26 protein-coding genes and 1 tRNA gene are annotated in these 23,149 nt (G+C 62.7%); 17 read left to right on the top strand and 10 right to left on the bottom strand.

The window, feature by feature from the left end:
* The first annotated feature begins 582 nt into the window (after window positions 1-582).
* Window positions 583-1,179 (top strand): cysteine dioxygenase family protein, encoded by a 597-nt coding sequence (locus tag JQ575_RS40220; RefSeq protein ID WP_212038706.1) that lies wholly within the window; start codon window positions 583-585, stop codon window positions 1,177-1,179.
* Window positions 1,180-1,286: 107 nt separating this feature from the next.
* Window positions 1,287-2,606: a TAXI family TRAP transporter solute-binding subunit gene (locus JQ575_RS40225; RefSeq protein WP_312016110.1), complete on the top strand. Its 1,320-nt coding sequence runs from the start codon at window positions 1,287-1,289 to the stop codon at window positions 2,604-2,606.
* A gap of 227 nt (window positions 2,607-2,833) precedes the next feature.
* Here JQ575_RS40225 and JQ575_RS40230 read toward each other — a convergent pair whose 3' ends face one another.
* On the bottom strand, window positions 2,834-3,259 hold the full coding sequence (locus JQ575_RS40230) for a DUF4440 domain-containing protein (RefSeq protein ID WP_212038708.1): 426 nt from the start codon (window positions 3,257-3,259) through the stop codon (window positions 2,834-2,836).
* A 327-nt stretch (window positions 3,260-3,586) separates the two neighbouring features.
* Between JQ575_RS40230 and JQ575_RS46270 the strand changes: the two genes are divergently transcribed.
* From JQ575_RS46270 to JQ575_RS40245, 3 genes are all read left to right on the top strand, one after another.
* Entirely contained in the window at window positions 3,587-4,168 is a 582-nt protein-coding gene (locus JQ575_RS46270) for a phasin family protein (RefSeq protein ID WP_312016107.1), read from the top strand.
* Between the two features lie 212 nt (window positions 4,169-4,380).
* A complete protein-coding gene (locus JQ575_RS40240) occupies window positions 4,381-4,593 on the top strand; it encodes a hypothetical protein (protein WP_212038709.1) in 213 nt (70 codons plus the stop codon).
* A 25-nt stretch (window positions 4,594-4,618) separates the two neighbouring features.
* The gene (locus tag JQ575_RS40245) at window positions 4,619-4,825 is read left to right on the top strand and encodes a hypothetical protein (protein WP_211994164.1); all 207 of its coding nucleotides are present in this window, start codon (window positions 4,619-4,621) and stop codon (window positions 4,823-4,825) included.
* Window positions 4,826-4,841: 16 nt separating this feature from the next.
* On the opposite strand, the gene JQ575_RS40250 is transcribed toward JQ575_RS40245, so the two are convergent.
* Window positions 4,842-5,645 (bottom strand): Crp/Fnr family transcriptional regulator, encoded by an 804-nt coding sequence (locus JQ575_RS40250; protein WP_212038710.1) that lies wholly within the window; start codon window positions 5,643-5,645, stop codon window positions 4,842-4,844.
* Between the two features lie 555 nt (window positions 5,646-6,200).
* Between JQ575_RS40250 and JQ575_RS40255 the strand changes: the two genes are divergently transcribed.
* The 4 genes from JQ575_RS40255 to JQ575_RS40270 all read left to right on the top strand — a co-directional run bounded on the left by JQ575_RS40255 (window position 6,201) and on the right by JQ575_RS40270 (window position 11,223).
* A complete protein-coding gene (locus JQ575_RS40255) occupies window positions 6,201-7,718 on the top strand; it encodes an AMP-binding protein (protein ID WP_212038711.1) in 1,518 nt (505 codons plus the stop codon).
* A gap of 135 nt (window positions 7,719-7,853) precedes the next feature.
* On the top strand, window positions 7,854-8,906 hold the full coding sequence (locus tag JQ575_RS40260) for a DUF2252 family protein (protein WP_212038712.1): 1,053 nt from the start codon (window positions 7,854-7,856) through the stop codon (window positions 8,904-8,906).
* A 167-nt stretch (window positions 8,907-9,073) separates the two neighbouring features.
* The gene (locus JQ575_RS40265; RefSeq protein WP_192738349.1) at window positions 9,074-10,045 is read left to right on the top strand and encodes a S1C family serine protease; all 972 of its coding nucleotides are present in this window, start codon (window positions 9,074-9,076) and stop codon (window positions 10,043-10,045) included.
* A gap of 89 nt (window positions 10,046-10,134) precedes the next feature.
* Window positions 10,135-11,223, top strand: a complete 1,089-nt coding sequence (locus JQ575_RS40270; RefSeq protein WP_212038713.1) for a phospholipase — start codon at window positions 10,135-10,137, stop codon at window positions 11,221-11,223.
* Between the two features lie 168 nt (window positions 11,224-11,391).
* Here the strand turns inward: JQ575_RS40270 and JQ575_RS40275 are convergent, their stop codons facing one another.
* On the bottom strand, window positions 11,392-12,132 hold the full coding sequence (locus tag JQ575_RS40275) for an SDR family oxidoreductase (RefSeq protein ID WP_212038714.1): 741 nt from the start codon (window positions 12,130-12,132) through the stop codon (window positions 11,392-11,394).
* Between the two features lie 119 nt (window positions 12,133-12,251).
* Here JQ575_RS40275 and JQ575_RS40280 point away from each other — a divergent pair, with 119 nt between their 5' ends.
* Complete coding sequence (locus JQ575_RS40280) at window positions 12,252-13,139, top strand: LysR family transcriptional regulator (RefSeq protein ID WP_212038715.1); 888 nt, start codon at window positions 12,252-12,254, stop codon at window positions 13,137-13,139.
* A gap of 29 nt (window positions 13,140-13,168) precedes the next feature.
* Here JQ575_RS40280 and JQ575_RS40285 read toward each other — a convergent pair whose 3' ends face one another.
* Entirely contained in the window at window positions 13,169-13,918 is a 750-nt protein-coding gene (locus JQ575_RS40285) for a glucose 1-dehydrogenase (protein WP_212038716.1), read from the bottom strand.
* A 116-nt stretch (window positions 13,919-14,034) separates the two neighbouring features.
* Here JQ575_RS40285 and JQ575_RS40290 point away from each other — a divergent pair, with 116 nt between their 5' ends.
* Window positions 14,035-14,928, top strand: coding sequence for a LysR family transcriptional regulator (locus JQ575_RS40290; protein ID WP_212038717.1), 894 nt, complete (start codon window positions 14,035-14,037; stop codon window positions 14,926-14,928).
* A 54-nt stretch (window positions 14,929-14,982) separates the two neighbouring features.
* On the top strand, window positions 14,983-15,189 hold the full coding sequence (locus tag JQ575_RS40295; RefSeq protein ID WP_212038718.1) for a hypothetical protein: 207 nt from the start codon (window positions 14,983-14,985) through the stop codon (window positions 15,187-15,189).
* A 71-nt stretch (window positions 15,190-15,260) separates the two neighbouring features.
* Here the strand turns inward: JQ575_RS40295 and JQ575_RS40300 are convergent, their stop codons facing one another.
* From JQ575_RS40300 to JQ575_RS40315, 4 genes are all read right to left on the bottom strand, one after another.
* Window positions 15,261-15,935, bottom strand: coding sequence for a DsbA family protein (locus JQ575_RS40300; protein WP_212038719.1), 675 nt, complete (start codon window positions 15,933-15,935; stop codon window positions 15,261-15,263).
* Between the two features lie 29 nt (window positions 15,936-15,964).
* On the bottom strand, window positions 15,965-16,750 hold the full coding sequence (locus JQ575_RS40305; protein WP_212038731.1) for a sulfite exporter TauE/SafE family protein: 786 nt from the start codon (window positions 16,748-16,750) through the stop codon (window positions 15,965-15,967).
* A gap of 128 nt (window positions 16,751-16,878) precedes the next feature.
* Window positions 16,879-17,358 carry a PaaI family thioesterase gene (locus JQ575_RS40310; protein WP_212038732.1) on the bottom strand — a complete coding sequence of 160 codons (480 nt, stop codon included), beginning with the start codon at window positions 17,356-17,358 and terminating at the stop codon, window positions 16,879-16,881.
* Between the two features lie 5 nt (window positions 17,359-17,363).
* Entirely contained in the window at window positions 17,364-17,798 is a 435-nt protein-coding gene (locus tag JQ575_RS40315) for a thioesterase family protein (protein WP_212038720.1), read from the bottom strand.
* Window positions 17,799-17,915: 117 nt separating this feature from the next.
* Between JQ575_RS40315 and JQ575_RS40320 the strand changes: the two genes are divergently transcribed.
* Window positions 17,916-18,503 carry a TetR/AcrR family transcriptional regulator gene (locus tag JQ575_RS40320; RefSeq protein ID WP_212038721.1) on the top strand — a complete coding sequence of 196 codons (588 nt, stop codon included), beginning with the start codon at window positions 17,916-17,918 and terminating at the stop codon, window positions 18,501-18,503.
* Window positions 18,504-18,548: 45 nt separating this feature from the next.
* On the opposite strand, the gene JQ575_RS40325 is transcribed toward JQ575_RS40320, so the two are convergent.
* On the bottom strand, window positions 18,549-19,046 hold the full coding sequence (locus JQ575_RS40325; protein ID WP_212038722.1) for a hypothetical protein: 498 nt from the start codon (window positions 19,044-19,046) through the stop codon (window positions 18,549-18,551).
* A gap of 269 nt (window positions 19,047-19,315) precedes the next feature.
* On the opposite strand from JQ575_RS40325, the gene JQ575_RS40330 reads away from it, so the two are divergent.
* Both JQ575_RS40330 and JQ575_RS40335 read left to right on the top strand, forming a co-directional pair.
* A complete protein-coding gene (locus JQ575_RS40330; protein WP_192738360.1) occupies window positions 19,316-19,600 on the top strand; it encodes a PsiF family protein in 285 nt (94 codons plus the stop codon).
* Between the two features lie 207 nt (window positions 19,601-19,807).
* Window positions 19,808-20,893 (top strand): AbrB family transcriptional regulator, encoded by a 1,086-nt coding sequence (locus JQ575_RS40335; RefSeq protein WP_409364879.1) that lies wholly within the window; start codon window positions 19,808-19,810, stop codon window positions 20,891-20,893.
* Window positions 20,894-20,953: 60 nt separating this feature from the next.
* On the opposite strand, the gene JQ575_RS40340 is transcribed toward JQ575_RS40335, so the two are convergent.
* Window positions 20,954-21,490 (bottom strand): disulfide bond formation protein B, encoded by a 537-nt coding sequence (locus tag JQ575_RS40340; protein ID WP_312016109.1) that lies wholly within the window; start codon window positions 21,488-21,490, stop codon window positions 20,954-20,956.
* 150 nt (window positions 21,491-21,640) lie between these two features.
* Between JQ575_RS40340 and JQ575_RS40345 the strand changes: the two genes are divergently transcribed.
* Together JQ575_RS40345 and JQ575_RS40350 are read left to right on the top strand one after the other, a co-directional pair.
* Window positions 21,641-21,725, top strand: a tRNA-Leu gene (locus JQ575_RS40345).
* 178 nt (window positions 21,726-21,903) lie between these two features.
* Complete coding sequence (locus tag JQ575_RS40350) at window positions 21,904-23,121, top strand: phage integrase central domain-containing protein (protein ID WP_212038723.1); 1,218 nt, start codon at window positions 21,904-21,906, stop codon at window positions 23,119-23,121.
* Window positions 23,122-23,149 lie beyond the last annotated feature (28 nt).

The raw sequence follows: 23,149 nt of genomic DNA on the forward strand, positions 1-23,149 counted from the left end.
AGAGGGCGCAGGGAAGACCGGGTGCGCGCTGCACCCGCGGTCCCGTGTGCGGTTTGCACTAAAAAGGCTGCACACGAGCATACAGGGCAGCGGAGAACACCCGGCCTTCCCTGCGCAATGGCTTTACGGCTTATGCCGTGCTCTCCCCGGAGACGAGTTCTTGGTTGACTCCGTCGCTGCCGTTCAGCTCTCGCCTACCCGACAGCTTGACACCTGCAACGGGTGCCAGGACCACACGGTTTTGCCGTACGCTTTTGTCGCGTTACGTCTTCGCGACATCAGCGTCCACCGCAACCCGTCCAACGTCCGTGACGACGGCCGACGCCCTCTGAGTGGGACGGGATGGCCAAACATATGCACCTGATTTTCATTCTGGTAAACAGAAATATTTTTTATTTTGGGGCTTGACACGATTTCTGAAAACCGGAACTGATTTGCCCGTCGGGCAACACAGAGGTATCCCGCACAGGGTGTCCGCGCGAAGATGCAGGCTTTTGGACCCGGAGCAGACATTGAGTTTCGCAGCCAACGTCGTAAACTTCGTCCGGATTGCAACGCCTTGAAACCCTGGAGGTAGATGCAATGACCCTCGACCAGTATGTGCGCGACCTGCGGGAGATTACTGCTCGGCATTCTGACCCGGTCGAAATCACGGACCTCGTCGTACCGCTCGCCAGGAAATTTGCACAATCGCCGGAACTACTCCGCCCCGAATATCGTGAATGCGATGCCGAGCAAGGCTTCGGCGTTCACATGCTCCATGAAGAGCCCAATCACGATCTGGCCGTTTTCCTGGTGTCGTGGCTGCCTGACCGCGGCACCACCCCGCACAACCATAAAACCTGGGCCGTGGTGGTCGGTATCGAAGGCCAGGAACAGGAGGTCAACTACGACCGGCGCGATGACGGTGGCAAGCCCGGCTATGCCGACCTGAAGCGCAGCGGTGAACAAGTGATGACCGCTGGTGACACGGCCCGCTGTTATCCAGAACACATACATAGCGTCCGGAACGTTGGAAAAGACATTTCGATATCGCTGCACACTTACGGCCGGCACATCAACTACACTGGACGCTCCGAGTTTGATGTAGAGCGCAAACTTGAGAAGCCCTACGTGGTCAAGGTCGCCGACGACGCGCACGCGCGGGCGCAGATCCTGACCAAACGAAGAATAAGTTAGAGTTCCGCTTCCGGCACTTTCGGACCTGGATTGCCGAGCCATAACCGAGCGGTAATGGGCCTGGGCAGCGATGTCTATCGGCCGACGCGTCTGGAGTGACGGACATGATGTCGATAAAGTTGCCGCTCTGGCTACGCTTTTTCCTGCTTATCGGCGTCGCCGTCTTTGCGGCAGGAGCAGGTCTCCTTGCCTATCGGTACTACACTCGCCCGGTAACGCTGACCGTGGCGGTTGGCTCGATCGACGGCGAGGCTGCCAAGGCAATGTCAGCCATCGCAAGCGAGTTCGTTTCGACGAACGCGCCCGTCCGGCTCAAGGTCATCGACAGCGGCACAGCGCTTGAGGCTGCCGCCGCTTTCTCCGCGGCCAAGGTCGATCTCGCTGTGGTTCGCGGCGATGTCGGCGACTTGTCGCAGGCGCAAGCCGTCGTCGTCGTCAGCCATATGGTCGTACTGATCATCGCGCCGCCGGGATCGTCCATCGACAGCATTGGCAGCCTGAAGGGCCGCACGGTCGGCGTGGTCGGCGGAGCAGTGAACGCCAAAATTGTCGATGCGTTGACCAAGGAATATAACCTGGCAAGCGCAAAAGTTGCGTTCAAGAACCTTGCATTGACGGACGTCCGGCAGGCCATTCAGTCAAAACAGGTCAGCGCCCTGCTCGTCACGACCCCGCTCGCCGAAAAATACCTCTCGCTCGTTCGCGGATTCTTTCAGCTCGACCATAAGAAGGTCCCGGTGCTGATCCCCATCGAGTCCGCGGCAGCGATCGCAGAGACCGAACGTGCCTTTGAAAGCTTCGACGTCCCGAAGGGCACGCTGCGGGGATCGCCGCCGGTCCCGGAAGATGACCTGACGACCTTGAGGACCTCACTATACCTGGTTGCGCAGAAGAAGCTCGGCACCGATCTGGTAACCAGCCTCACGCAGGCGATCATGAGCGCGCGCAGGACACTCCTGCGCGATCAGCCGATTTTCGCTCAGATCACCGCGCCCAGCACCGACCAGGATGCCTACCTTCCGCTGCACCCTGGAGCGGCAGCCGTCTATAACAGCACGACGCAGAGCTTCATGGATGAATACGGCAACTGGATCTATTTGACGCCGATGATACTGGGTGGCGTTGCCACCATGCTTGCGGCGGCGTGGAAATTCCTGAGCCTCGGCAACCGCGCAACCGAGGGCCCGCTCGATTCTCTCTATGCCCTGGCGCGTCGGATTCGGAAAGTCGATACAGAGGCTGAGCTTTCGGATATCGAAGAGGAAATCGACGGCATTCTAAGGGCGGAGCGCGCCAAATCCGCTGGTGGAGACGAGAGCGCGGTGGATGATGCCACATTGAACGTGGCAGCCCACCGGCTGGAGAACTTGATTCACGACCGACGCGCATTGATTGCGAAAAGACCCGCAGTTGCGCCCGCGGCCTAAGCGACTCACGGCATGGGAGATCAGGTGATTGGCAACATCGGGTGAGTTGCCCTCCGCTCCCGGCGTGAAGCGAACATCGCAAGCCCTTCGCACTCATCGCGTCATCACCACTCCACGACGGCGGCAAGGCAGCGCGCAGACGACGGCGACAGCCGTCGAGCGCGCAGGCATCAACGTCGAGGCCACTTGACACGGTTTCTTGAAAACCGAACTTCCGACGGGCAAGCCTACTTGCCATCGTTCCAGATATCGGTCGTCATTTTCCAGTCATTTCCGACCTTTTCCCAAACCACAACATACTTCCCGCTCACTTCCTGCGGCGTCGGGCCCTTGGTCTTCAGGCTGAAATTCCCGATCTCGCGTGCCGCAGAGGGGCCGAGCGGCTTGACGTCCAGGACGGTGAGCTTCGGATCGCCAACTTGTTCGGCCATGCTTTTCCACATTGCCTCGATCGCGGCTCGGCCCTGCACCATCGCAGCACCGGGCGGAAGTGCGATGGCATCAGCGGTGTAGAACGACGCCATCCCGGCGAAATCCGCCTTGTTGAAGAATTCGATCCATTGAGCGTTTGTCGCCTCGATCTCCGCCTTCTGTGCCGACGCAGGTCCGATCAACGCCAGCACGAATGCAATCACCAGTGCCATCCTGCTCATGATCACTCCATTTGTTGAATGCAGTTCCTTGGTCCGCTCGCGTAATCACGGTCTCCGCTCCGATACTGCGTGCATGCCGATCGGCAGCAATTTTACCGCCCGGGCATGTCCCTGAGACGCGCCCTATTGGGTTACCCTTGGGCGACGCGGCGGCCCAGGACAGCGGCGGAAACGAACGAAAGCCCGCGCCTCGCGGTGTCCACTTAATTCACAACATCATCCCCGTTAACCATACCTATATACGATGGTGTGAATTGACATCGTCGAAAAAATTTTAATCGAGAGTCGCAAATCGAACCGACCGCCCCGTTTTCGCAGGGCACAGTGGTGCGGGGCTGGATTAAAGCTCATCAAAAAACAGATCGAACGCGGAGCGTGAGCTCTCGTGACGCAAGCGAGCGTCTCGGGAAATGGCTTTCGCTTGAGAAAGGTAATGCCGCAGTGAGTGAAAGCGAAACGAAAGTTGCACCGAACGGAACGAATGTATTCGGGATGCCGCTGTTGGAATTCCCGAAGATCGCGTTGCCTGGCGTGAGCTTCGAGCTGGCCGAGCAGGGTTTTGCCCGCGCGCGGGAAGGTTATGAGAAGATGAAGGTCGCATCAGAGGCGATGACGGAAGCGCTGCGCGAGAGCTATTCGAGCAACGCCAGAAGCACGACCGACTACGGGCTCAAGGTGCTCGAAATCTCAAACGCCAATGTGGCCTCCGCGATCGATTTCTTCGTCAATCTGCTGGGCAGCAAGTCTGTTTCGGATGTCGTTACCTTGTCAGCGTCGCAGGCGCGCAAGACCTTCGATGCCGCATCCGGCCAGAACAAGGAATTGCTGGCCCTTGCCCAGAAGCTTGCGACGGAAACGGGTGAGCCGATCAGGGGTCACTTCGCCAAGGTTCTCCACAAAGCCGGCTAAAAAAGCGGCGCCCAATTCACATAGAGGATTCGTTCAGGAGGGATCCGGCCGGTTGGATTAAGCCCTGCAACGAGCATGCCCACCCCATGCTCGATCACACAAAGGCACAGGTGCGCTATGCCCCCCCAGTCACCGCACCGACAAGAGGCGCAAATCCAACCGGCCGGTGCTTTGCTGCAAAGACGGCAAGTACCATTTCAAGGGAGGGACACATGGGTATGGTTATGGTGAAATGTCCGCAAAGCGGGCGCGCGATCCCCACCGGCATCAAGATCGATCGCGAGAGTTTTGGACGCAGCGCGGTGTTCTTCTCGCGCACCCATTGCCCGATCTGCAGCACCTATCACGACTGGTTCGCGCGGGAAGCCTGGGTCCACGAGCCCAGCATCCGGACGCAGCGTTTCGGCACGGGCTCCAGCGCCTGACCATCACTGCGCAATGGGGGACACCATGGCGCGCATGGAAATCTCAACTGAAACATCGACCTGGCTGCTGCAGGCCAGGGATTTTCTTGAAGAAGCACGACGGCTGAAGCCGGGCCCCGCGCGCAACGAGCTGCGCCAGACGGCAAAGGTGCTGCACGAGCTTGCCAAGCTCGAGGCGAAGAAGCGCCACAACGGGAAGAAACGACGCAACGGCCAGTCGCAGCGCGGCTAGGTCGGCGGTCGCGCGCTTACACGACATCGCCCGATTCAGTTTCCGGGATACGCGCACCAACGGGCGCAGCCGCCGCGCGTGATCGGGCCGTGTTCGACGAAAAGATCTCTTCGACTTCGAGACGCATGGTGCCGTGGCATTCGCACGAGGCCGCCGCGAGCCGCGATCGGTCGATCTCGATCCGGCCTCGTTGATCGGACCTGATCGCTCCGGAAGCCCGCAGTTTGCCCATCAGGAGCGTCACCGTCGTTCGTCGCACACCAAGTATTTGCGACAACGCCTGTTGGGTGAGCGGGAGCACGTCGTGGTCGATGCGGTCGCGAAACTGCAGCAGCCAGCGGGCCATGCGGGCCTCGACCGGGTGCAGCGCATTGCAGGCCGAGCCGAGTTGGAACTGTACCAGCATCGCCCTGACGTGATTCTGGACCAGGTGCCGGATCGCCGGAGACCGATTGAAAGCGGCGTGAAAGCGCGATGCAGGAATCCGCGAGGCGATGCCCGCCGCACGAACGACCGCGGTAACGGCCGAAGGTGACGGCCCGAGCACTGAAAGGATGCCGATTGCCCCCTCGCGCCCGACCGCGGCGGTGGCAACCGTTTGTCCGTCCGCCATGTCGATCATCAGCGAGATGGCGCCGCTATGAGGGAAAAAGACATCCTCGATCGGGTCACCCGCCCGCGAAATGACCGCGTCCGGATCGAGCGCGACCGTCTCCAGCACGGGCCCCAGCAGATCGAGGTCCGACGGCGGCAGCGCTGCAAGAAGGCGGTTACCAGTTCCGCCCGGCGGCTTCACTGAAGGGAGCCCGCGATCAGACATTCGCGGCCTTCTTCATTTGGAGTGTCGCGAAACGGCGATCTTGCTCCGAGATCAAACTCACCTTGGTACGCTCTTACCCTCGACAACAAATTTGCTCCCAACAACAAAAACTCTAACCATCGGCCGCGATGTGAATTTCTGCTCGCAGCATCGCAAAGAGTTAGATGCAAATGCGCCGGGCGCAACAACAAAATGCGCATGCGTAGCACCGTAGTAATGCGGAACGCGTGGTTCCAATTCCGGCGCACGGCACACGACGGAAGCGGACGCGACCTATCGGTGCGCGAGCCCATTGCGTATCAGCAGGCAGCACTTTTGAGACGTGACGGTGGACCCCGAGAATGTCCGTGAACGGAAGTCGTCGGCGGTCAGGCGCCCGAGCCGCGCAATGAGGTGAATGCTCGCGATCGGGCGTTGCTATTATCCGCGGCAATATGGACGCCGCGCCCGTCTTGAGTGACAATGTCTCCTGTTGGCGAAGTGCCAGCGGTGGCCAATGCCGCCTGATACGAAACACAAGAGCGGCATCAAGACGCCCCGCAATGGAAATGCCCCATGCTGATCCCCCTCGCCGACGTGCCGCGCTGGTATACCGAGCGCAAACCGAAAGACACGATCGCGATCAGCCATGGCGCCGATACGCTGACCTGGGAGCAACTGGAGCGCAACGCCAACGCGCGTGCCCGCGCCTTTGCGGCCAAGGGGGTCAAGCCCGGCGATTTCGTCGCCATCGGCCTGCCCAACAGCAACGCGTTTTTCGAGACCACGTTTGCGGTGTGGAAATGCGGCGCGACGCCGACCTCGCTGACCTGGCGGTTGCCGCGCGGCGAGGCGGCTGCGGTGCTGGAGATTCTCAAGCCTTCGCTTGTCGTCGGTGGCCAGCCGGACTGGAATGCGCCCAACGCGCTACCGATTGATTTCATGCCGGACGGCTTTTCCGGAGATCCGATCGACAACCCGGTGGCGCGCTACTGGAAGGCGATGACCTCTGGCGGGTCGACCGGCCGGCCGAAGGTGATCCTCGACCACCGGCCCGCCGTGATCGATACCGCGGGCCCCGCCGCGCTCGGCATGCCGCTCGGCGCTTCCCTGCTCAACCCCGGGCCGCTCTACCACAACGCCCCCTTCATTGTTTCGCACACCGCGCTGTTCCATGGCGGGCGCGTCACCGGCCTCGTCAAGTTCGACGCCGAGGAATGCCTGCGCCTGATCGAAGCGAGCCGGGTGCAGTGGGTCAATTTCGTGCCGACCATGATGCACCGGATCTGGTCGCTGCCGGGCGAGGTGCGGAGCCGCTACGATCTGTCGAGCCTGCAAATCGTGTTTCACATGGCAGCGCCGATGCCGCCATGGCTGAAGGAAAAATGGATCGAATGGCTCGGGGCCGAGCGCATCTATGAGCTCTATGGCGGCACCGAAGCGCAGGGCGCCTGCATCATTTCGGGCGTCGAATGGCTCGAACACAGGGGATCGGTCGGCAAGATCGCCGAGACCTCCCGCCTGCGCATCATCGGCGAGGATGGCAACGAGGTCCCGACCGGCGAGACCGGTGAAATCTATTTCCTGCCCAATGACGGCGCCGGCAGCTCCTATCATTACCTCGGCGCCGAACCAAAACGCCGCGCCGACGGCTGGGAATCGCTCGGCGACATCGGAAGGCTGGACGCCGACGGCTATCTTTATCTCGGCGACCGGCTCGCCGACATGATCCTGCGCGGCGGCGCCAACATCTACCCGGCCGAAATCGAGGCCGCGGTATTAGCCCATCCGCTGGTGCGCTCCTGCGTCGCGGTCGGCCTGCCCGATCCGGAGTTCGGCCAGCGCGTGCATGCGATCCTGGAACTTGGGCCCGACACCGACGCGCAATCGGTCGCCGACGGCATGGGCGATTTCCTCTCCGACCTGCTCAGCCGCTACAAGCACCCGGAAAGTTTTGAAGTGGTCAGCGTCGGCCTGCGCGATGATTCCGGCAAGGTCCGCCGCACCCTGCTGCGCGACGAGCGCGCGGCCTGGCTAAAGGAGCATCGCGCGTTCCGGATATTGCCGGCGCGGGCGCGGGCCAAGGCGGAGTGAGGGTGGACACAGCGACCGCCTGGAATTTCAAGTAAGCTACCTCTCGTTTTTCGCGATATTCTAAATCAAGACATCCTGAGGTAGGATGATCTGATTGATGTGCCGGTCGCCGGCCGCATCGCATGAGGATCTGCAATGTCTTTCCGCAGCGATAACAAGGCTTACGAAGCCTGGCTGGCCAAGCAGTGCCGCGTTGTCAGAAAGGACATCGCCCGCAAGCACGAGCGGATGAAGGAGAGCCCCTTTATCTTTCTGCGTGCGACCTATTTCCGCTGGGCCAGAAAAATCGGCGACTGGTGTCCGGAATTGATGGATGCACCGCAAGTGCTTTCGATCGGCGACATGCACCTGGAAAATTTCGGGACCTGGCGCGACGCCGACGGCCGCCTGGTCTGGGGCGTCAACGATTTCGACGAAGCCGCCGTGATGCCCTATGTGCTTGACCTGGTCCGGCTTGCCACCAGCATCTACCTTGCGCCACGGCTCGGGGTCCGTAATCAGGCCGTCGCCAAGGCGCTGTTGAAGGGATATCGGGCCGGTCTGGCCCGACCTCAGCCGGCATTGCTCGACGAAGGCGAAACCTGGCTGCGCCCCTATGCCGCCGACACCGAGAAAAAAGCAAAAAAATTCTGGAAGGAGGTCGCTGAATATCCAAAGGCGAGCCCGCCCCGCAAGGTTGCCAGAGCCCTGGTTGCGAGCCTGCCGAGGGGTGCTAAACGCATTCGCCTCCGTTCGCGCGTCGCCGGCAGTGGCAGCCTCGGGCGCCCACGCTATGTGGCCGTCGCGTTCTGGCGTGGCGGGCATGTCCTGCGCGAGGCGAAGGCGCTGGTACCATCGGCCTGGACCTGGGCCAATGACAGAAAATCCAAAGCGTCGCATTTCCGTGCCCTGGCGAATGGTGAATTCCGGGCACCGGATCCGTTTCTCGATGTAAACGGCAAGTTCATTTTCCGGCGCATCGCCGCCGATTCCCGCAAGATCGAACTCGCTGACATTGGAGGCTCGAAGATCAAGGTCAATATTCTGGAGGCGATGGGGTTCGACCTCGCGTCGGTCCACGCGGCAGGCGCGGTGCCGGTCGAGGCGCTGCAGGCCGACCTTGCGAAACGCCCGCGCGGCTGGCTGAACGCCGCCGCGGCGGTTGCGGCCGACAAAGTCAAGCGCGATTATCGGGAATGGCGGAGCTGACGCGCGTTCCATCGGTGCACGGATCGCAAACCCGCGTTCGATCCGCGATCTCGATCCGCGGCCGTTTCGCTGATATAATCCGGCAAAGGCTGCCGCTGACAGGACCATGATCTATTCGGGTTGCGCGGCGTTGGTTAGGCGACGCGCGACCGTATGGGAGACCCTTGATGCCCTCTTTGACCGAATGGAAAGTGCCGCCGGCCAACCAGCCACGCCCGGGCGATTACAGTTTTGATCTCGACCGCGCACTGGCCTCGGTGGTCGGGCTGCATTCGATTATCCCCGCCGACGCCTTCAGCGCGGAAACGCTCGGCACCGAGCGCGCCGGCAATGGCGTGCTGATCGACGACGGCCTGGTGCTGACCATCGGCTATCTCATCACCGAGGCCGAGACCGTGTGGCTGCATCTGGGTGACGGCCGCGTGATGCAGGGCCATCCGCTCGGCTTCGATTTCGAATCCGGCTTCGGCCTGGTGCAGGCGCTCGGGCGTCTCGACATCGAGCCGCTGCCGCTCGGCTCTTCCGCCATCACCAGGGTCGGCGACCGCGTCGTGCTCGGCGGCGCCGGCGGCCGCACGCGATCGGTCGCAAGCCAGATCGCGGCCAAGCAGGAATTCGCCGGCTATTGGGAATATCTCCTGGATGAAGCGATCTTCACTCACCCCGCGCATCCGAACTGGGGCGGCACCGGGCTGATTTCAGGCCGGGGCGAACTGATCGGCATCGGCTCGCTGCAGCTCGAACGCGAGCGCGAGGGCAAGGCCGAACACGTCAACATGATCGTGCCGATCGACCTGTTGAAGCCGGTGCTCGACGATTTGCGCAAATTCGGCCGCGTCAACAAACCGGCGCGGCCATGGCTCGGGATGTTTTCGACCGAGATCGACAACCGCATCGTGGTGGTCGGCGTCGCCGGCAAGGGTCCGGCGGCGCGCGCCGAAATCAAGACCGGCGACGTCATCCTCGCGATCAACGGCGACAAGATCACCAGCCAGACCGGCTTCTACCGAAAACTCTGGTCGCTGGGGCCTGCCGGCGTCGACGTGCCGCTCACGGTCTATCATGAGGGCGTCACTTTCGACGTGGTGCTGACCTCGGTCGAACGCGCCAAGCTGCTGAAGGCGCCAAGACTTCACTGAGCAAGACTTCACTGAGCAACACTGCACTGAGAAGACTGCTCTGAGAACGCTGCGCCAGAACAAAAGCTCCAATAAGCAGGGAATGCGCGATGAGCGAGGCCGTGGTGGACGACATCGTGGCCGTGCTGCCGCCGCTGTTGCAATCGCTTGAAGCGCTCGGCTTCGTCGCACGCCATCTGAACCCGCCGGATTTTGGTCGCGTGATGGAAGCTGCCGGCACGCCGGACGAGGCGCTGCGCGCGGTGCGCCCGCGGCTCTCGCAGTGGCCCGCGGAATTCAGCGATATCAGGACCGCGCTCGAGACCGCCAGCGACGCGGCGCTGGCCGCTTTTGCAGGGTTACGCGAAGTGCAGAACGGCAACGGCGATCTGGTCAGCGTGTTTCGCTCGCTGCGCTATTCGCCGCGCGCGCAGGAGGCGCTCTATGCGCTGGTCGAAAAACTGCCGCCGGTCAGCGAGTTCTTTGTCGAGCCTTCGTTGCGCGAGGATGCCGATCTCGCGGCACGGCTGGCGCAACCGGCCAATGAGAACACCGGCATCTTCCACGACCATAACGAGCCCGGCAGCCGCGGTGGCTTCTCGCTCTATGTGCCGGAATATTATACGCCCAATCGTGCCTGGCCGCTGGTGATGGCGCTGCATGGCGGCAGCGGCAATGGCCGCGGCTTTCTGTGGAGCTGGCTGCGCGACGCGCGAAGCCACGGCGCCATCCTGATCGCGCCGACCGCGACCGGGAATGCTTCGAACAGCAAAACCACCTGGGCCTTGATGGGCGAGGATACCGATACGCCGAACCTGATGCGCATCCTCGAACAGGTGCGCTCACGCTGGAATATCGACGCGACAAAAATGCTGCTGACCGGCATGAGCGACGGCGGCACCTTCTGCTATGTCAGCGGGCTCGAAAGCGCCTCGCCATTCACGCATCTCGCGCCGGTCTCGGCGACGTTCCATCCGCTGATGGCTGAAATGGCGGATGCGGAGAGATTGCGCGGCCTGCCGATCCATCTCGTGCATGGCAAGCTCGACTGGATGTTTCCGGTACAGGTGGCGCGGCAAACCCGGCAATTGCTGTCGGCGGCGGGCGCCAACGTGACCTATCGCGAGATCGACGATCTCAGCCACACCTATCCGCGCGAGGTCAACGCGCCAATGCTGGCCTGGCTGCGCGGGAAATAATTCAGGCCGGCGGCGCATGAGGCGTCATGTTTCGTCATTGCCTGCAACAAACGCGAAGCGTTTGTGCAAGGGAGCGATAGCGACGAAGCAATCCATCTGTCCAGTTGCGGCGCGATGGATTGCTTCGCTAACGCTCGCAATGACGCGGATGGGACGTGCTTGACCGCCTCAGACCATGCCGCCATTGGCGCGCAGGGTTTGGCCGTTGATCCACGAGCCGTCGGGACCGGCGAGGAAGGCGACGCTGGCCGCGATGTCCTCGGGTTTGCCGAGCCGTTCCAGCGGATTCATCTTGGCGAAGCGGTCGATGACTTCCTGCGTCTTGCCCTTGAGGAACAGATCCGTCGCGGTCGGTCCGGGCGCCACGGCGTTGACGGTGATCGAACGGCCGCGCAGCTCCTTGGCCAAAACCGCCGTCATGGTTTCGATCGCAGCCTTGGTCGCGGCATAAACGCCGTAGGTCTCGATCCGGGTTCCGACTACGCTGGTCGAGAAGTTGACGATGCGGCCGCCGTCGCGCAGCCTTCTCGCGGCTTCGCGCATCGCGTTGAAACTGCCCTTGAGATTGATCGCGACCTGCTGGTCGAACAACGCGTCGTCGCTGTCGGCGATTTTTGCCAGCTTCATGATGCCGGCATTATTGACGAGCACGTCGACACCGCCGAAGGCAGCTTCGGCGGCGTCGAACATGCCGCGCACCGCGCTCGCGTCGCTGACATCGGCCCTGGCGGTCAGCGCCCGGCCGCCCTTGCCCTCGATCTTGCGGGCCAGCGCCTCGGCCGATTTGGTATCGCCGGAATAGTTGATGACGACGGTGAAGCCATCGGCCGCGAGCCGTTCGGCGACCGCAGCGCCAATCCCGCGCGAAGCGCCGGTTACGATAGCTACCTTATTGGTTTCGTTTGACATTCGATCTCTCCCACGATTGAGCGGCTTGGCGGCTGCTGATGGAAGAAACCTATGACTTTCCCCTTTCCGGATAATCATGCATTAATCGGCATCACTATCCGGAATACACGAATAATTCCATGGACCGATTCGACGCGATGCGGGTGTTCACCCGGGTGGTGGAGCGGCGCAGTTTTTCGCTCGCGGCCGATGATCTCGGCCTGCCGCGCTCGACCGTGACCGACGCCGTGAAGACGCTGGAAGCGCGTCTCGGCGTGCGGCTGCTGGAGCGGACCACACGGCAGGTCCGCCCGACGCTGGATGGCGAGGCGCATTACCGGCGCTGCCTTTCCCTGATTGCCGATCTCGAGGATGCCGAAGGCGCGTTCGGCGGCGCCAGGCCAAAGGGAATGCTGCGGCTCGAAGTGCAGGGCACGCTGGCTCGGCACTTCCTGCTGCCGAACCTGCCGGGCTTTTTCGCGCAATACCCCGACATCGAAATCAATATGAGCGAGAGCGATCGCTGGATCGACCTGATCCGCGAAGGCGTCGACTGCGTGCTGCGCTTCGGCCATCTTCCCGACAGCGACATGATCGCGCGGCAGGTCGTGGTGCTGGAGCGCTTGACCTGTGCCGCGCCAAATTATTTCGCGCGCTACGGCACGCCGGCCGATCCGGGCGCGCTCGACGGTCACCACATGATCGGGCTGCGCTCGCTCACGACGGGACGGTTGCGGCCGATGGAGTTCTTGATCGGCGATGCGTTGCGCGAGATCCCGTTGCCGGTGGTGATGTCGGTGACGGGACCTGAAAGCTATCTCGCCACAGCGCGGCTCGGCCTTGGGCTTGTGCAAGTGCCGCGCTTTCACGCCGAGACCGATCTGGCGAACGGGACGTTGATAGAGGTGCTGGCGGACTGCCCGCCACCGTCGGTGCCGGTGTCGCTGCTCTATCCACGCAACCGCCAGCTCTCGCCGCGCGTGCGCGTGTTCATCGAGTATGTGATGCGGGCGTTCGGTCGCATTTGAGCGGCGAACGCCCGCACGTCGTTGGCAGGTTAGCGCCAGCCGCCGGACGCCGAGATGCGTTCACCGGTCAGCCACGCCGAATCATCCGACGCGAGGAACACCGCCACCTTCGCGATATCGTCGGGCTGGCCAAAGCGGCCGAGCGGCGTCATGCCGATGACCTGCTTTTCGACGTCGCCTCCGAGCAGGCCGGCACTCTCGAGACCTTCCGATGCCGTGGCTCCCGGCGCGATGGCGTTGACACGGATTTGTCGCGCGCCGAACTCTTTCGCCAGGCTGCGCGTGATCGAATCGACCGCACTCTTGCTGGCGGAATAGATCACCGAATCCGGCGTCGGATTGAGGCTTGCGATCGACGAGATGTTGATGATGCTGCCGCCCTGCGGGCCGAAATAGTTCAGCGCTTGCTGGATGGTCAGCAGCGTTCCCAGCACGTTGGTGTTGAACTCGCGATGAAACTCCTTCTCGGTGACCTTCTCGAGCGGCTCGAACTGGTAGACGCCGGCATTGTTCACCAGCACATCCAGCCTGCCGAATGACGCCTTGGTCTGTTCGAACAAACGCTTGACGTCGGCGGCGCTGGCGACATCGCCCTGCACCGCAATCGCCTTGCCGCCCTTGGCCGTAATGTCGGCTACGACGCGATCGGCGCCTTCGCGGCTGGACGCGTAGTTCACCACCACGGCGGCGCCTGCCGCGGCCAAACCTTTCGCGATACCGGCGCCGATGCCTTTCGAAGCTCCCGTGACGATTGCCACCTTGCCCTTGAGATCACTCATTTGGATTCTCCTGACGGGCCGGCCCAGTTGCCGGCGTTTGTGACCGGCTATCTACTTCGGATCAGATGGCTTATTAGGATCGCATTGATCGCAGGATTTGTGCCTGGAATTCGGAAATGACGACAATTCTGGAGAAGACCGCCGGTCTGGTCGCGTTCGTGCGAACCGTGGATTCCGGCTCCTTCTCGAACGCCAGCCGCGCCATCGGCTCCAGCGCGTCGGCCGTCTCGAAAAGCGTGGCCCGGCTGGAACGGCGGCTCGGCGTCCGGCTGCTGCAGCGATCGACGCGGACGCTGAGCCTCACCACCGAGGGCGCGGCCTATTACGAACGCGTCGCGCCGCTACTTCGCGCGATCGAAGACGCCGAGGATGTCGTGCAGATGGCCGAAAGCGCGCGCGGCCTGTTGCGCGTGACCGCGCCGGTGTTTATCGGGCGAACGCTGGTCGGTGAATGGTCGCAAGCCTTCCTGGCGCGGCATCCCAACGTCAAACTCGAACTCAGCGTCAGCGATCGCCATGCCGATCTGATCCGGGAAGGTTTTGATGTCGCGTTGCGCATCGGCGATCTCGCCGATACCGATTTGACGGCGCGCAAGCTGGCCGATCTTGCCTTGGTGATGATCGCCTCGCCCGGTTACGTCGCCGCGCGCGGCGTGCCCCGCAGCGTCGAAGGTCTGCGCCAGCATGCTTGTCTGCGCTATCTGCTCGCCGGAAAGCCCTATCCGTTTGCTTTCGCCGACGGCACCACAATCACGCCGGAAGGCGCGCTTGATTCAGACGACGGCATTACGCTGTATCACGCAGCCCTTCACGGCGCCGGCATCGCGCAAGTGCTCCGCTTCGCCGTCGAGAACGATTTTGCTGCCGGTCGGTTGGTCGAAATACTGCCTGACGTCGCGATGCCGTCGGTTCCGATGCACGTCGTGCACGCCTTTGGCCGGCAACTGCCGGTGCGGGCGCGACTATTCGTCGATTTCCTTGTGGAACGCATGAGCCGGATCGGCAAGTAAGCCGCGGAACTTTCCGCTACACGCAGCGTTGTTTGCGCATCACCGGAGGATGTCATGCGAATGTTTCTTGGAATGATCCTGGGCGCGCTGCTGCTGGTTTGCGGCGTCTACGTCTATGATTCGATGAACACATCGAGTGTGGCGAACGGTCAGGTCGCGCAGAACAGCCGCACCATCGTCAACTGGGATGTGGCCGCGACCGACTGGAAGGCGCTGAAAACGCGCGCCCATGAGGAGTGGACCAGGATCGCGTCGAAGTAATCACGCGACCAGTGGCTCGGGAAATCAGAGCGTCCTCGTCGCCGACGAGGGCGCTCTTTCCATTGGCGCGATTAGTTCGCAGCCTTCGCCTTCCGCGCGTCCTTGATGACCATTTCGAACTCCGCCATGGTCAGGATGCCGGGTACGCGGAACTTGCCAACGATAAAGGACGGCGTGCCGCGGAAGCCGAAGGCTTCAGCCTGGGCGTGGTTGCGCGCGAGGATGGCGTCGATCGCCTTGGCGTTGGTGGTGAGGTCGCGGTTGAGGCGGTCCATGTCGATGCCCTTCTCAGTGAGCAACTCGCGGGCGCGCGCCTCGGTCAGCCGTGAACTGACGCCGATCATCGCCTCGTGCGCCGCCATGAACTTGTCCTGATATTTGGCGGCCAGCGCCATCCGCGCCGTGATCTTGGAAACTTCGCCGAGGATCGGCCAGTCTTTCAGCACCAGGCGGACCTTGCCGTCGTCCTGCACCACCTGCGCGATCTCGGGCGCGATCTTGCGGCAATACGGACAATTATAGTCGAACCATTCGACGATGTTGATGTCGCCATCGGGGTTGCCGGCCGCGGGAATATCCGGGTCGCGCAGCACCAGCGCTTCGGTCAGCACCGCGTCGTCATGCGCAAGCGCCTGATGTGGCATCGCCGCGCTGCCGAGCAGGGTTGCGCCGGCGCCAATTAGGCCGAGCGCTTCGCGCCGGCTGGGTCCCGGATTGGTTGCGGCTGGTTTGTTCTGCTGGTTCATTGCTGCTCTCGCGACGGCCTCACCCCTGTCTACGCCCAGGATGAGGATATGTTACGCGCCAGCATATAGAGCGCCACCGCAATAATGACCACGGCGAACACAATGTTGAGGGCGCCGCGCCGCTCGGCGAGGTGACGGGCGGCGCGGGTGCCAACCAATCCGCCGGTAATACCGCCTGCGACGAACAACCCCGCCAGCGCCCAGGAGACGAGGCCGGACCAGGCATAGCTCGCCGCGGTGGTCATGCCGAACGCGGTGACGGCGACCAGGGAGGAACTGACCGCGTTCATGATCGGCATCCCCGTCGCCAGCATCAACGCCGGCACGATCAGGAAGCCGCCGCCGATGCCGAAGAAGCCCGACAGCGTTCCGGTCGCGAGGCCAAGGCTGACGATGGCCGGCATGTTGGACATCGACATCTTGACATCAGGCAACCCGATCCGCGACCGCGTCTTCAGCATCAGCAGCGCGATCACGATCATGACCAGCGCAAACAGCGCCAGCAGTTTCTGGCCGTCGACCATCTTGCCGAGGATCGAGCCGCCGAAGGCGCCGACCATCCCCGCGACAGCAAATGTCAGCGCGCAGGACCACACCACCGTGCCGCCGCGCGCATGGTTGGACAGATTGACCGCGGCGTTGGCGGCGACCGCGATGGCGCTGGTGCCGATCGCGACATGGGGTTCGGGCACGCCGACCACATAGACCATCAGCGGCACCGCCAGGATCGACCCGCCGCCGCCGACCAGGCCGAGCGAAAACCCGACCAGCATCCCCGACGCCAGTCCCAGCACGCTTTGCGTCGTGGAGATGATCAAGATGGAAGACTCATGTGCACGGCGCGACCATAGAAGAAATTTCTATGGACTGCCATGGCTGCAGCACAAACCTGCACTGCAACAGAGTTTCGCGCGCAGAGCGTCCTTTCGCGCAATATCCGACGTCAGGCGGGCGCGAGGGCCTTGTCCTGCAACGGAGCGCTGGCGCGGCGCGGCAGCGCCATCAGCGTCCCCGTCATGGTCGCGACCAGGGTCTCGACGCCCTCGTGCTCCGCATAGGCGCGGCCTTCGCACACGGTGAGGGTACGGCCCGGCTTGACGACCGTGGCACGGAACGCAAAGCGCTGGCCGCGCGCCGGCGCCAGCAGATTGGTCTTGAATTCCACGGTCAGGATGTCGGAGCCAACGGGCATCAGCGTGAACGCGGCGATGCCGCAGGCACTGTCGAGCCCTGCTGTGATGATCCCCGCATGCACAAAGCCGTTCTGCTGGGTGAGTTCAGGCGAATAGGCCATCGCGAGTTCGACGTCGCCCGGCTCGAGCCGCGCGATCGAAATCCCGAGCGTGCGCATCGCGTGCTGGCGCTCGAACGTATCGGTTGCGATGCTGCGATAGTCCGGGTTTTTCGGCTCGAAGCGCGCCATGCCGCTCATGCCGGCACCGCCTCGTTCGGGCTGAGATGCTTCAGCGCGGTGTTGCGGATCTCAGGCGCGAACGGCATCGATTTGTGGGCCTGCCGGTCGAGGTGCACGGCGGTGATTTCACAGGTCGCTGATATCTCGCCGGTTTCGGCGTTGCGCATCTCGTGCAGGAAGCGAATCGACTTGTCGCGGATTTCCAAGAGCCGGCTTTTGACTTCGACGATATCGCCGGCGAAAAGTTCGCGCTTGTAGCTGATGTTCTGCTGCACGCCGGCCATGCCGCGGCCGGTTTCGCGCAAATAGGACGGCGTCAGCCCGAGCCTTGCGAACATGTTCCAGTTCGCCTCGTCGAACTTGCCGACATACCACATGATGTTCATGTGCCCGACATGATCGCATTGCCACGGATAGACCGTGCCACGATAGGTCGCGTCCGTCTCCATCGTCTCGCTCCAGCTTGCCGTTTCTGGCCGGCTTTCGATTCTTGATACGGTAGCGTATCAGGGCGGAGGCGGGTTAGCAATACGGTACCGTATCAAGAATCGGTGAGGCTGGAATCAATGACCGACGGCAAGAGCGAGAACCGTAAGGACGCAACCTGTAAGGACAGGACTTGGATCGAGGCCGGCATGGCGGAAATCGCCCGCACCGGCGTCGAGGGCGTTCGGGTCGAGGTGCTGGCGAAGAATCTTGGCGTCACCAAGGGCGGCTTCTATCGCCGCTTCAAGGATCGCGCGGCGCTGCTGGACGGCATGCTGCAGAACTGGAGCACCGGGCGCATCGCCGCAATCGAAAAGCAGACCAGCCTCGATGGCGCCACCGCGCGCGAACGCTTGCGGGCGCTGGTCGCGCTTTATTCGGAACGGATGAATACCGAGGGCATGGCGGTGGAGCTTGCGATCCGGCAATGGGCGCGATCCGACGAGGCCGCGGCCGCGGCGGTCGCCAGCGTCGATGCCGCGCGCCTGCAAAATGTCGGGCAGCTCTATCGGGCGGCGGGGCTGGCGGCGGAGGAAGCCGACGCGCAGGCGTTCCTGTTCTACTGCTTCATCTTCGGCCAGAGCCTGCTGTTCCTCGAACGCGGCCCGCGCAAGCGCGCGCAGCTGATCGCAAGGTCAGCGGAGAAACTGCTCGAGGATGAAGGCTAAGGCGCGGCCGAGTGACGGCCGCGCCCTGAAGCACTCAGCCTGGGCTCAGGCCGTTGGTTTCAGCTTCTTGGTGCATTCGCTGTAATAGCCGCCGCCCTTCTGTATCCACTTCAGGCCGCCATTGCCGTTGCTGGTTTTGTTGGCGTTGTACTGATCGAGGCAGGTGTGCATGCGCTGCTTGCCAGCGGTTTCCTTGGCATATTTCGCATCGACCGCGCTCGGATAGACCGCAGGTCCCGACGGCGCGGCCGGCGCCGCAGCTTCCTTGGCGGGCGCGGCTTCCTTCTTGGCCTTGGCTTCCTTGGGCGCGGCAGCGGGTGCTGCGGCCGGCGCGGCTGCTGGCGCCGCGGCAGTGGCGTCCGCTCCGCATTGCGCCTTGCGGAAGTCATTCCATTTCTGGCCGCCGAGCGTGCCGGCGGTCTTGGCGGCCTGGTATTTCGCGCTGCATTCCTGCGCGGTGAGGGCCTGTGCCGACGACGTCACCATGAACGCCGCGAAACCAGACACCGCCATTGCGCAGAGTATTCTTGCTTGATTGGTCATCCCAAAACTCCTTGGAGCAGTTCAACCGGGGCAAACTAGCTTGCCCCATTCAACTTGGGCAGGTCGTCCTTGTGCAGTTACTGTGCAATCATTCAGGGGTTTTGACCTGCACCGCCATCCTAACGCAACCAAAGCTTGCGGCAACGAAAGCCGCGATTTTCCGTTCAAAATAATGTGGCTGTCAAAGACGCGGATATGCCGATCCATTCACTTGGCGTTCAGCATCACGGCGCGACGGTCGCGCCCTTGTTTCCAATCCGAGGTGCCCCATGAAGATCTCTTCCCTTGTCACCGCGACCGCGATTGCTTCGTTCCTGCTGATGGGCGCGGCGTCGGCGCAAACCGCCGCGCCGGCTGCCAAGACCGAGGCGCCGAAGACCGAAACCAAGGCACCGGCCGACAAGAAGGCAGCCGCGAAGCCGCGGACGCCAGGCTCGCTCGAATGCTCCAAGCAGGCCGACGAGAAGGGGCTGAAGGGCAAGGAACGCAAGAAATTCCGTTCCGCCTGCAAGAAGGAATTCGCCGACAAGGAAAAGGCGGCGGGAGCGAAGTGATCGCCTGCCCCTCCCGCTTCAGGGCAGGGACCACGTCGCATCTGCATGTTTGACGGTGTTGCATGGCGTCCGCGGACCGTCGCGGACGTCAATTGCCTGCCTGCGATTTGACCGCCCGCGCCGGGGCCGGATGGTGGCTGGCGCCCGCGCATTGCAGCAATCGCGTGGTGCATTTGTCGCGCAATGCGGGATTTGCCATAAGGCGGCGTGAGCCTGATCCCCGCATCGATGACGTCTGCGATTCCTGACCGCGCCAGGATTCTCTCCACGATCGAGACAATCGTCCTCGGCGCCGCTGGCGGCTTGCTGTTTCTTTGGGCAAACCTGCCCGGTGGACTGATCTCCGGCGCGATGTTCGCGGTCGGCATCGCCGCGATCTGCGGGCGGCCGCTCGCGATGCCGCCGATCCTGACGCAAAGCGTGCTGCTGCTGCTCGGGATCACGCTGGGCTCGCTGGTGTCGCGGCAGCTGATCCAGCATATGAGCTCCTATCCGCTGACCATCGGACTTCTGGCGCTCGCCACCTTCTGTTCGACCTTCGGCAGCAGCTTCTACCTGCAGCGCTTCCACGGCTGGGACCAGACCTCGGCCCTGCTGGCCGGAAGCCCCGGCGCGCTGTCGCAAATCACCATCCTCGCCGCCGAGAAGGGCGCCGACGTCGCTGGTATCGCCGTGGTTCAGACCATGCGCGTGATCATCCTCACTGCTGCCCTGCCGCTGCTGCTGGCATTGACCGGAATCGCGCCATCGGCGCCGCCGAACATCGCCGCCATCATCGCCTCGCCGCTCGAACTGGCCGTATTGATCGCGGCTGCGGTCGCGGTCGCGCTGCTGTTGCTGCTGATGAAATTTCCGGCGAGCTGGATGTTCGGCGCGATGATCGCCTCGAGCGTGCTGCACGGCACCGAAATGATCGAGGGCGGGCTGCCGCCCTGGATGCGCGGCGTGGCGCTGGTCGGCATCGGCGCGGTAATCGGCACGCGCTTTGCGCGGGTGAAACGGTCGACGCTGCTCAGCCATGTCAATGCGGGGCTGGGTTCGTTTGCGGTTGCAATCGTGATCTCGGCGATCTTCGTCGCCATCATCGCGCTGACCACCCATGTGCGGCTGGCTGACGTCCTGGTGGCGTTCGCGCCGGGCGCGATGGACGCCATGCTGGCGCTGGCGCTGACGCTGCATATCGACCCGATTTTTGTCGGCGCGCATCACCTGTCGCGCTTCGTGTTCGTCTCCATCACGACGCCCGGCATCATCCATCTGTTCGGACGGCCGCAGGATGATGTGGACGATTAGGCCCTTTTATTTTTGACGCGTTTTCTTCACGCGAACCGGTACCCACTTCGCTCGAAAACGCTATCGCTTCACTGACTTGATGCCCCACGCCGCGATCGCAGCCATCGCCAGCGAGATCAGCACATTGTAGCCGGCGAGCGAGAGGCCGAGGAAGCGCCACTGCACCTCGTCGCAGCGGATCACCTTCACGGTGTCGAGGCGCTCGAGCAGCGTGCCGGCGCTGCCAAGATCGACGACCGAGCCCGAGCAATCGGTCGGGCCCTGCCAGAACTTCCATTCGACGCCGGCGTGGTAGCCGCCGAGCCAGGCGTTGTAGAGCGCAGCCAGCGCCAGCAGGGCGAGGCCGGCCAGCAGCACCGGGCGCGGCGCGCCCCGCGAGGCCGCGAACGCGACCAGCAGGGCGAGCGGGACCGCCAGATAATAGGCGTAGCGCTGTTCGAGGCAGAGCGGACAGGGGCGGATATCCAGCACCAGCTGGAAGAACCAGGCGCCCGCCAGGGTCGCCGCCGCGATCATCGCGATCGCCAGCGCGGCGACAACAGCGGGATTGGCGCCAAGCCCGGCATGTGACGGATTTGCGGTGGCATCGAGCGTCACGGGCGTTCTCCAACGATAACAACGTCCTATCCCGCTGATATGGCGCTGTCGAGGCGCGGGACAATCACATCCGCGCGGGTTGACCCGCCGAAACCGCCCGCTATATTCCGCCGGCTTCGCGGCACCGGTCTTCTGGCCGATGCCCCGAGGGCCCCTGTGGCGGAACTGGTAGACGCGCTCGACTCAAAATCGAGTTCCGCAAGGAGTGCTGGTTCGATTCCGGCCAGGGGCACCAGAAGCACTTTCGCAGCTGTTCGCTGCCGTCCGCTTCTTAACGTTAAGCCCTGCAAATAGGCCTTTTCCTTAACCGCCGCTGTCCGCGCATTTCCGCTATCAACCGGCAGATTTGTTGGTATCATTGCTGGTAGATCGCGAGCGTGTTGGTATCGCGATTTTACCACGGAACCGCACCGATGCCAGTCCGAAATGACGCCGCTTTCCGCTCCGCCAAACCGCGAGAAAAACCATTCAAGCTAAGTGATGGTGGCGGCCTTTTTCTGCTTATCCAGCCAAACGGCGCAAAGCTTTGGCGACTAGCGTACCGTTTCGATGGCAAACAGAAGTTGCTTGCACTCGGTCAGTATCCGATCACGCCTCTTACGGACGCGCGACTAAAGCGCGACGCGGCGAAGAGGCTGTTGTCAGAGGGTGCTGACCCATCGATGCAGCGAAAGTCCGAACGTCTTACGGCGAGGACGTCTAGGCGCAATACCTTCAAGACTGTCGCCGAAGATCTCATGGAGAAATTTAAGGCCGACGGCGACGCCGCGACGACGCTGAAGAAGAAGCAATGGTTGCTCGACTTTGCCAACGCGGAGTTCGGCAACCGACCCGTCGCTGAAATCAAGGCGCCGGAGATTCTTGAAGCCTTGCGGAAAATAGAAAAGCGCGGCCGGCACGAAACCGCAACGCGGGTCCGCAGCACTGTCGGCGCTGTATTCAGGTATGCGATCGCCACCGCTCGAGCTGAACGCGACCCCTCGGTCGATCTCCGCGGCGCTCTGATAACTCCGACCGTCACGCACCGAGCCACAATCGTCGAGCCAAATGCCGTCGGCGCGCTATTGCGCGCCATCGACGGGTTCGAAGGACAGCCAACTACGCGGTATGCCCTGCGGCTGGCGCCATTGGTGTTCGTTAGGCCAGGTGAGCTACGCAAGGCGGAGTGGGCAGAGTTCAATATTAACGCGGCCGAGTGGAGGATCCCGGGTACCAAGATGAAAATGCGCCGGCCGCATCGTGTGCCCCTTGCCGATCAGGCCCTGGCGATCTTGGCCGAGCTGAGAGAAATCACCGGCGGCTCCAAGTATCTCTTTCCCTCGGTGCGGTCCTGGTATCGGCCGATCAGCGAGAACACGCTGAACGCTGCGCTTCGCCGGCTTGGCTACGACAAATCCGAGTTGACCGTGCACGGCTTACGATCGACCGCGTCATCTCTTCTGAACGAAAGCGGGAAATGGCATGCGGATGCGATCGAACGGCAACTTGCCCACCAAGAGCAGAATGAAATTCGCAGCGCCTACATGCATGCCGCTGAATTTTGGCAGGAGCGCGTTCGCATGATGAGGTGGTGGGCGTCCCATCTCGACGAGCTGCGTGAACGCGGCCGCGTGGTGACGCTGCGAGCGTGAAAAAATGCCTCGCGGGAGCTCCCAACCG

The organism is Bradyrhizobium sp. JYMT SZCCT0428, assembly GCF_018131075.1.
Taxonomy (GTDB): Bacteria; Pseudomonadota; Alphaproteobacteria; order Rhizobiales; family Xanthobacteraceae; genus Bradyrhizobium.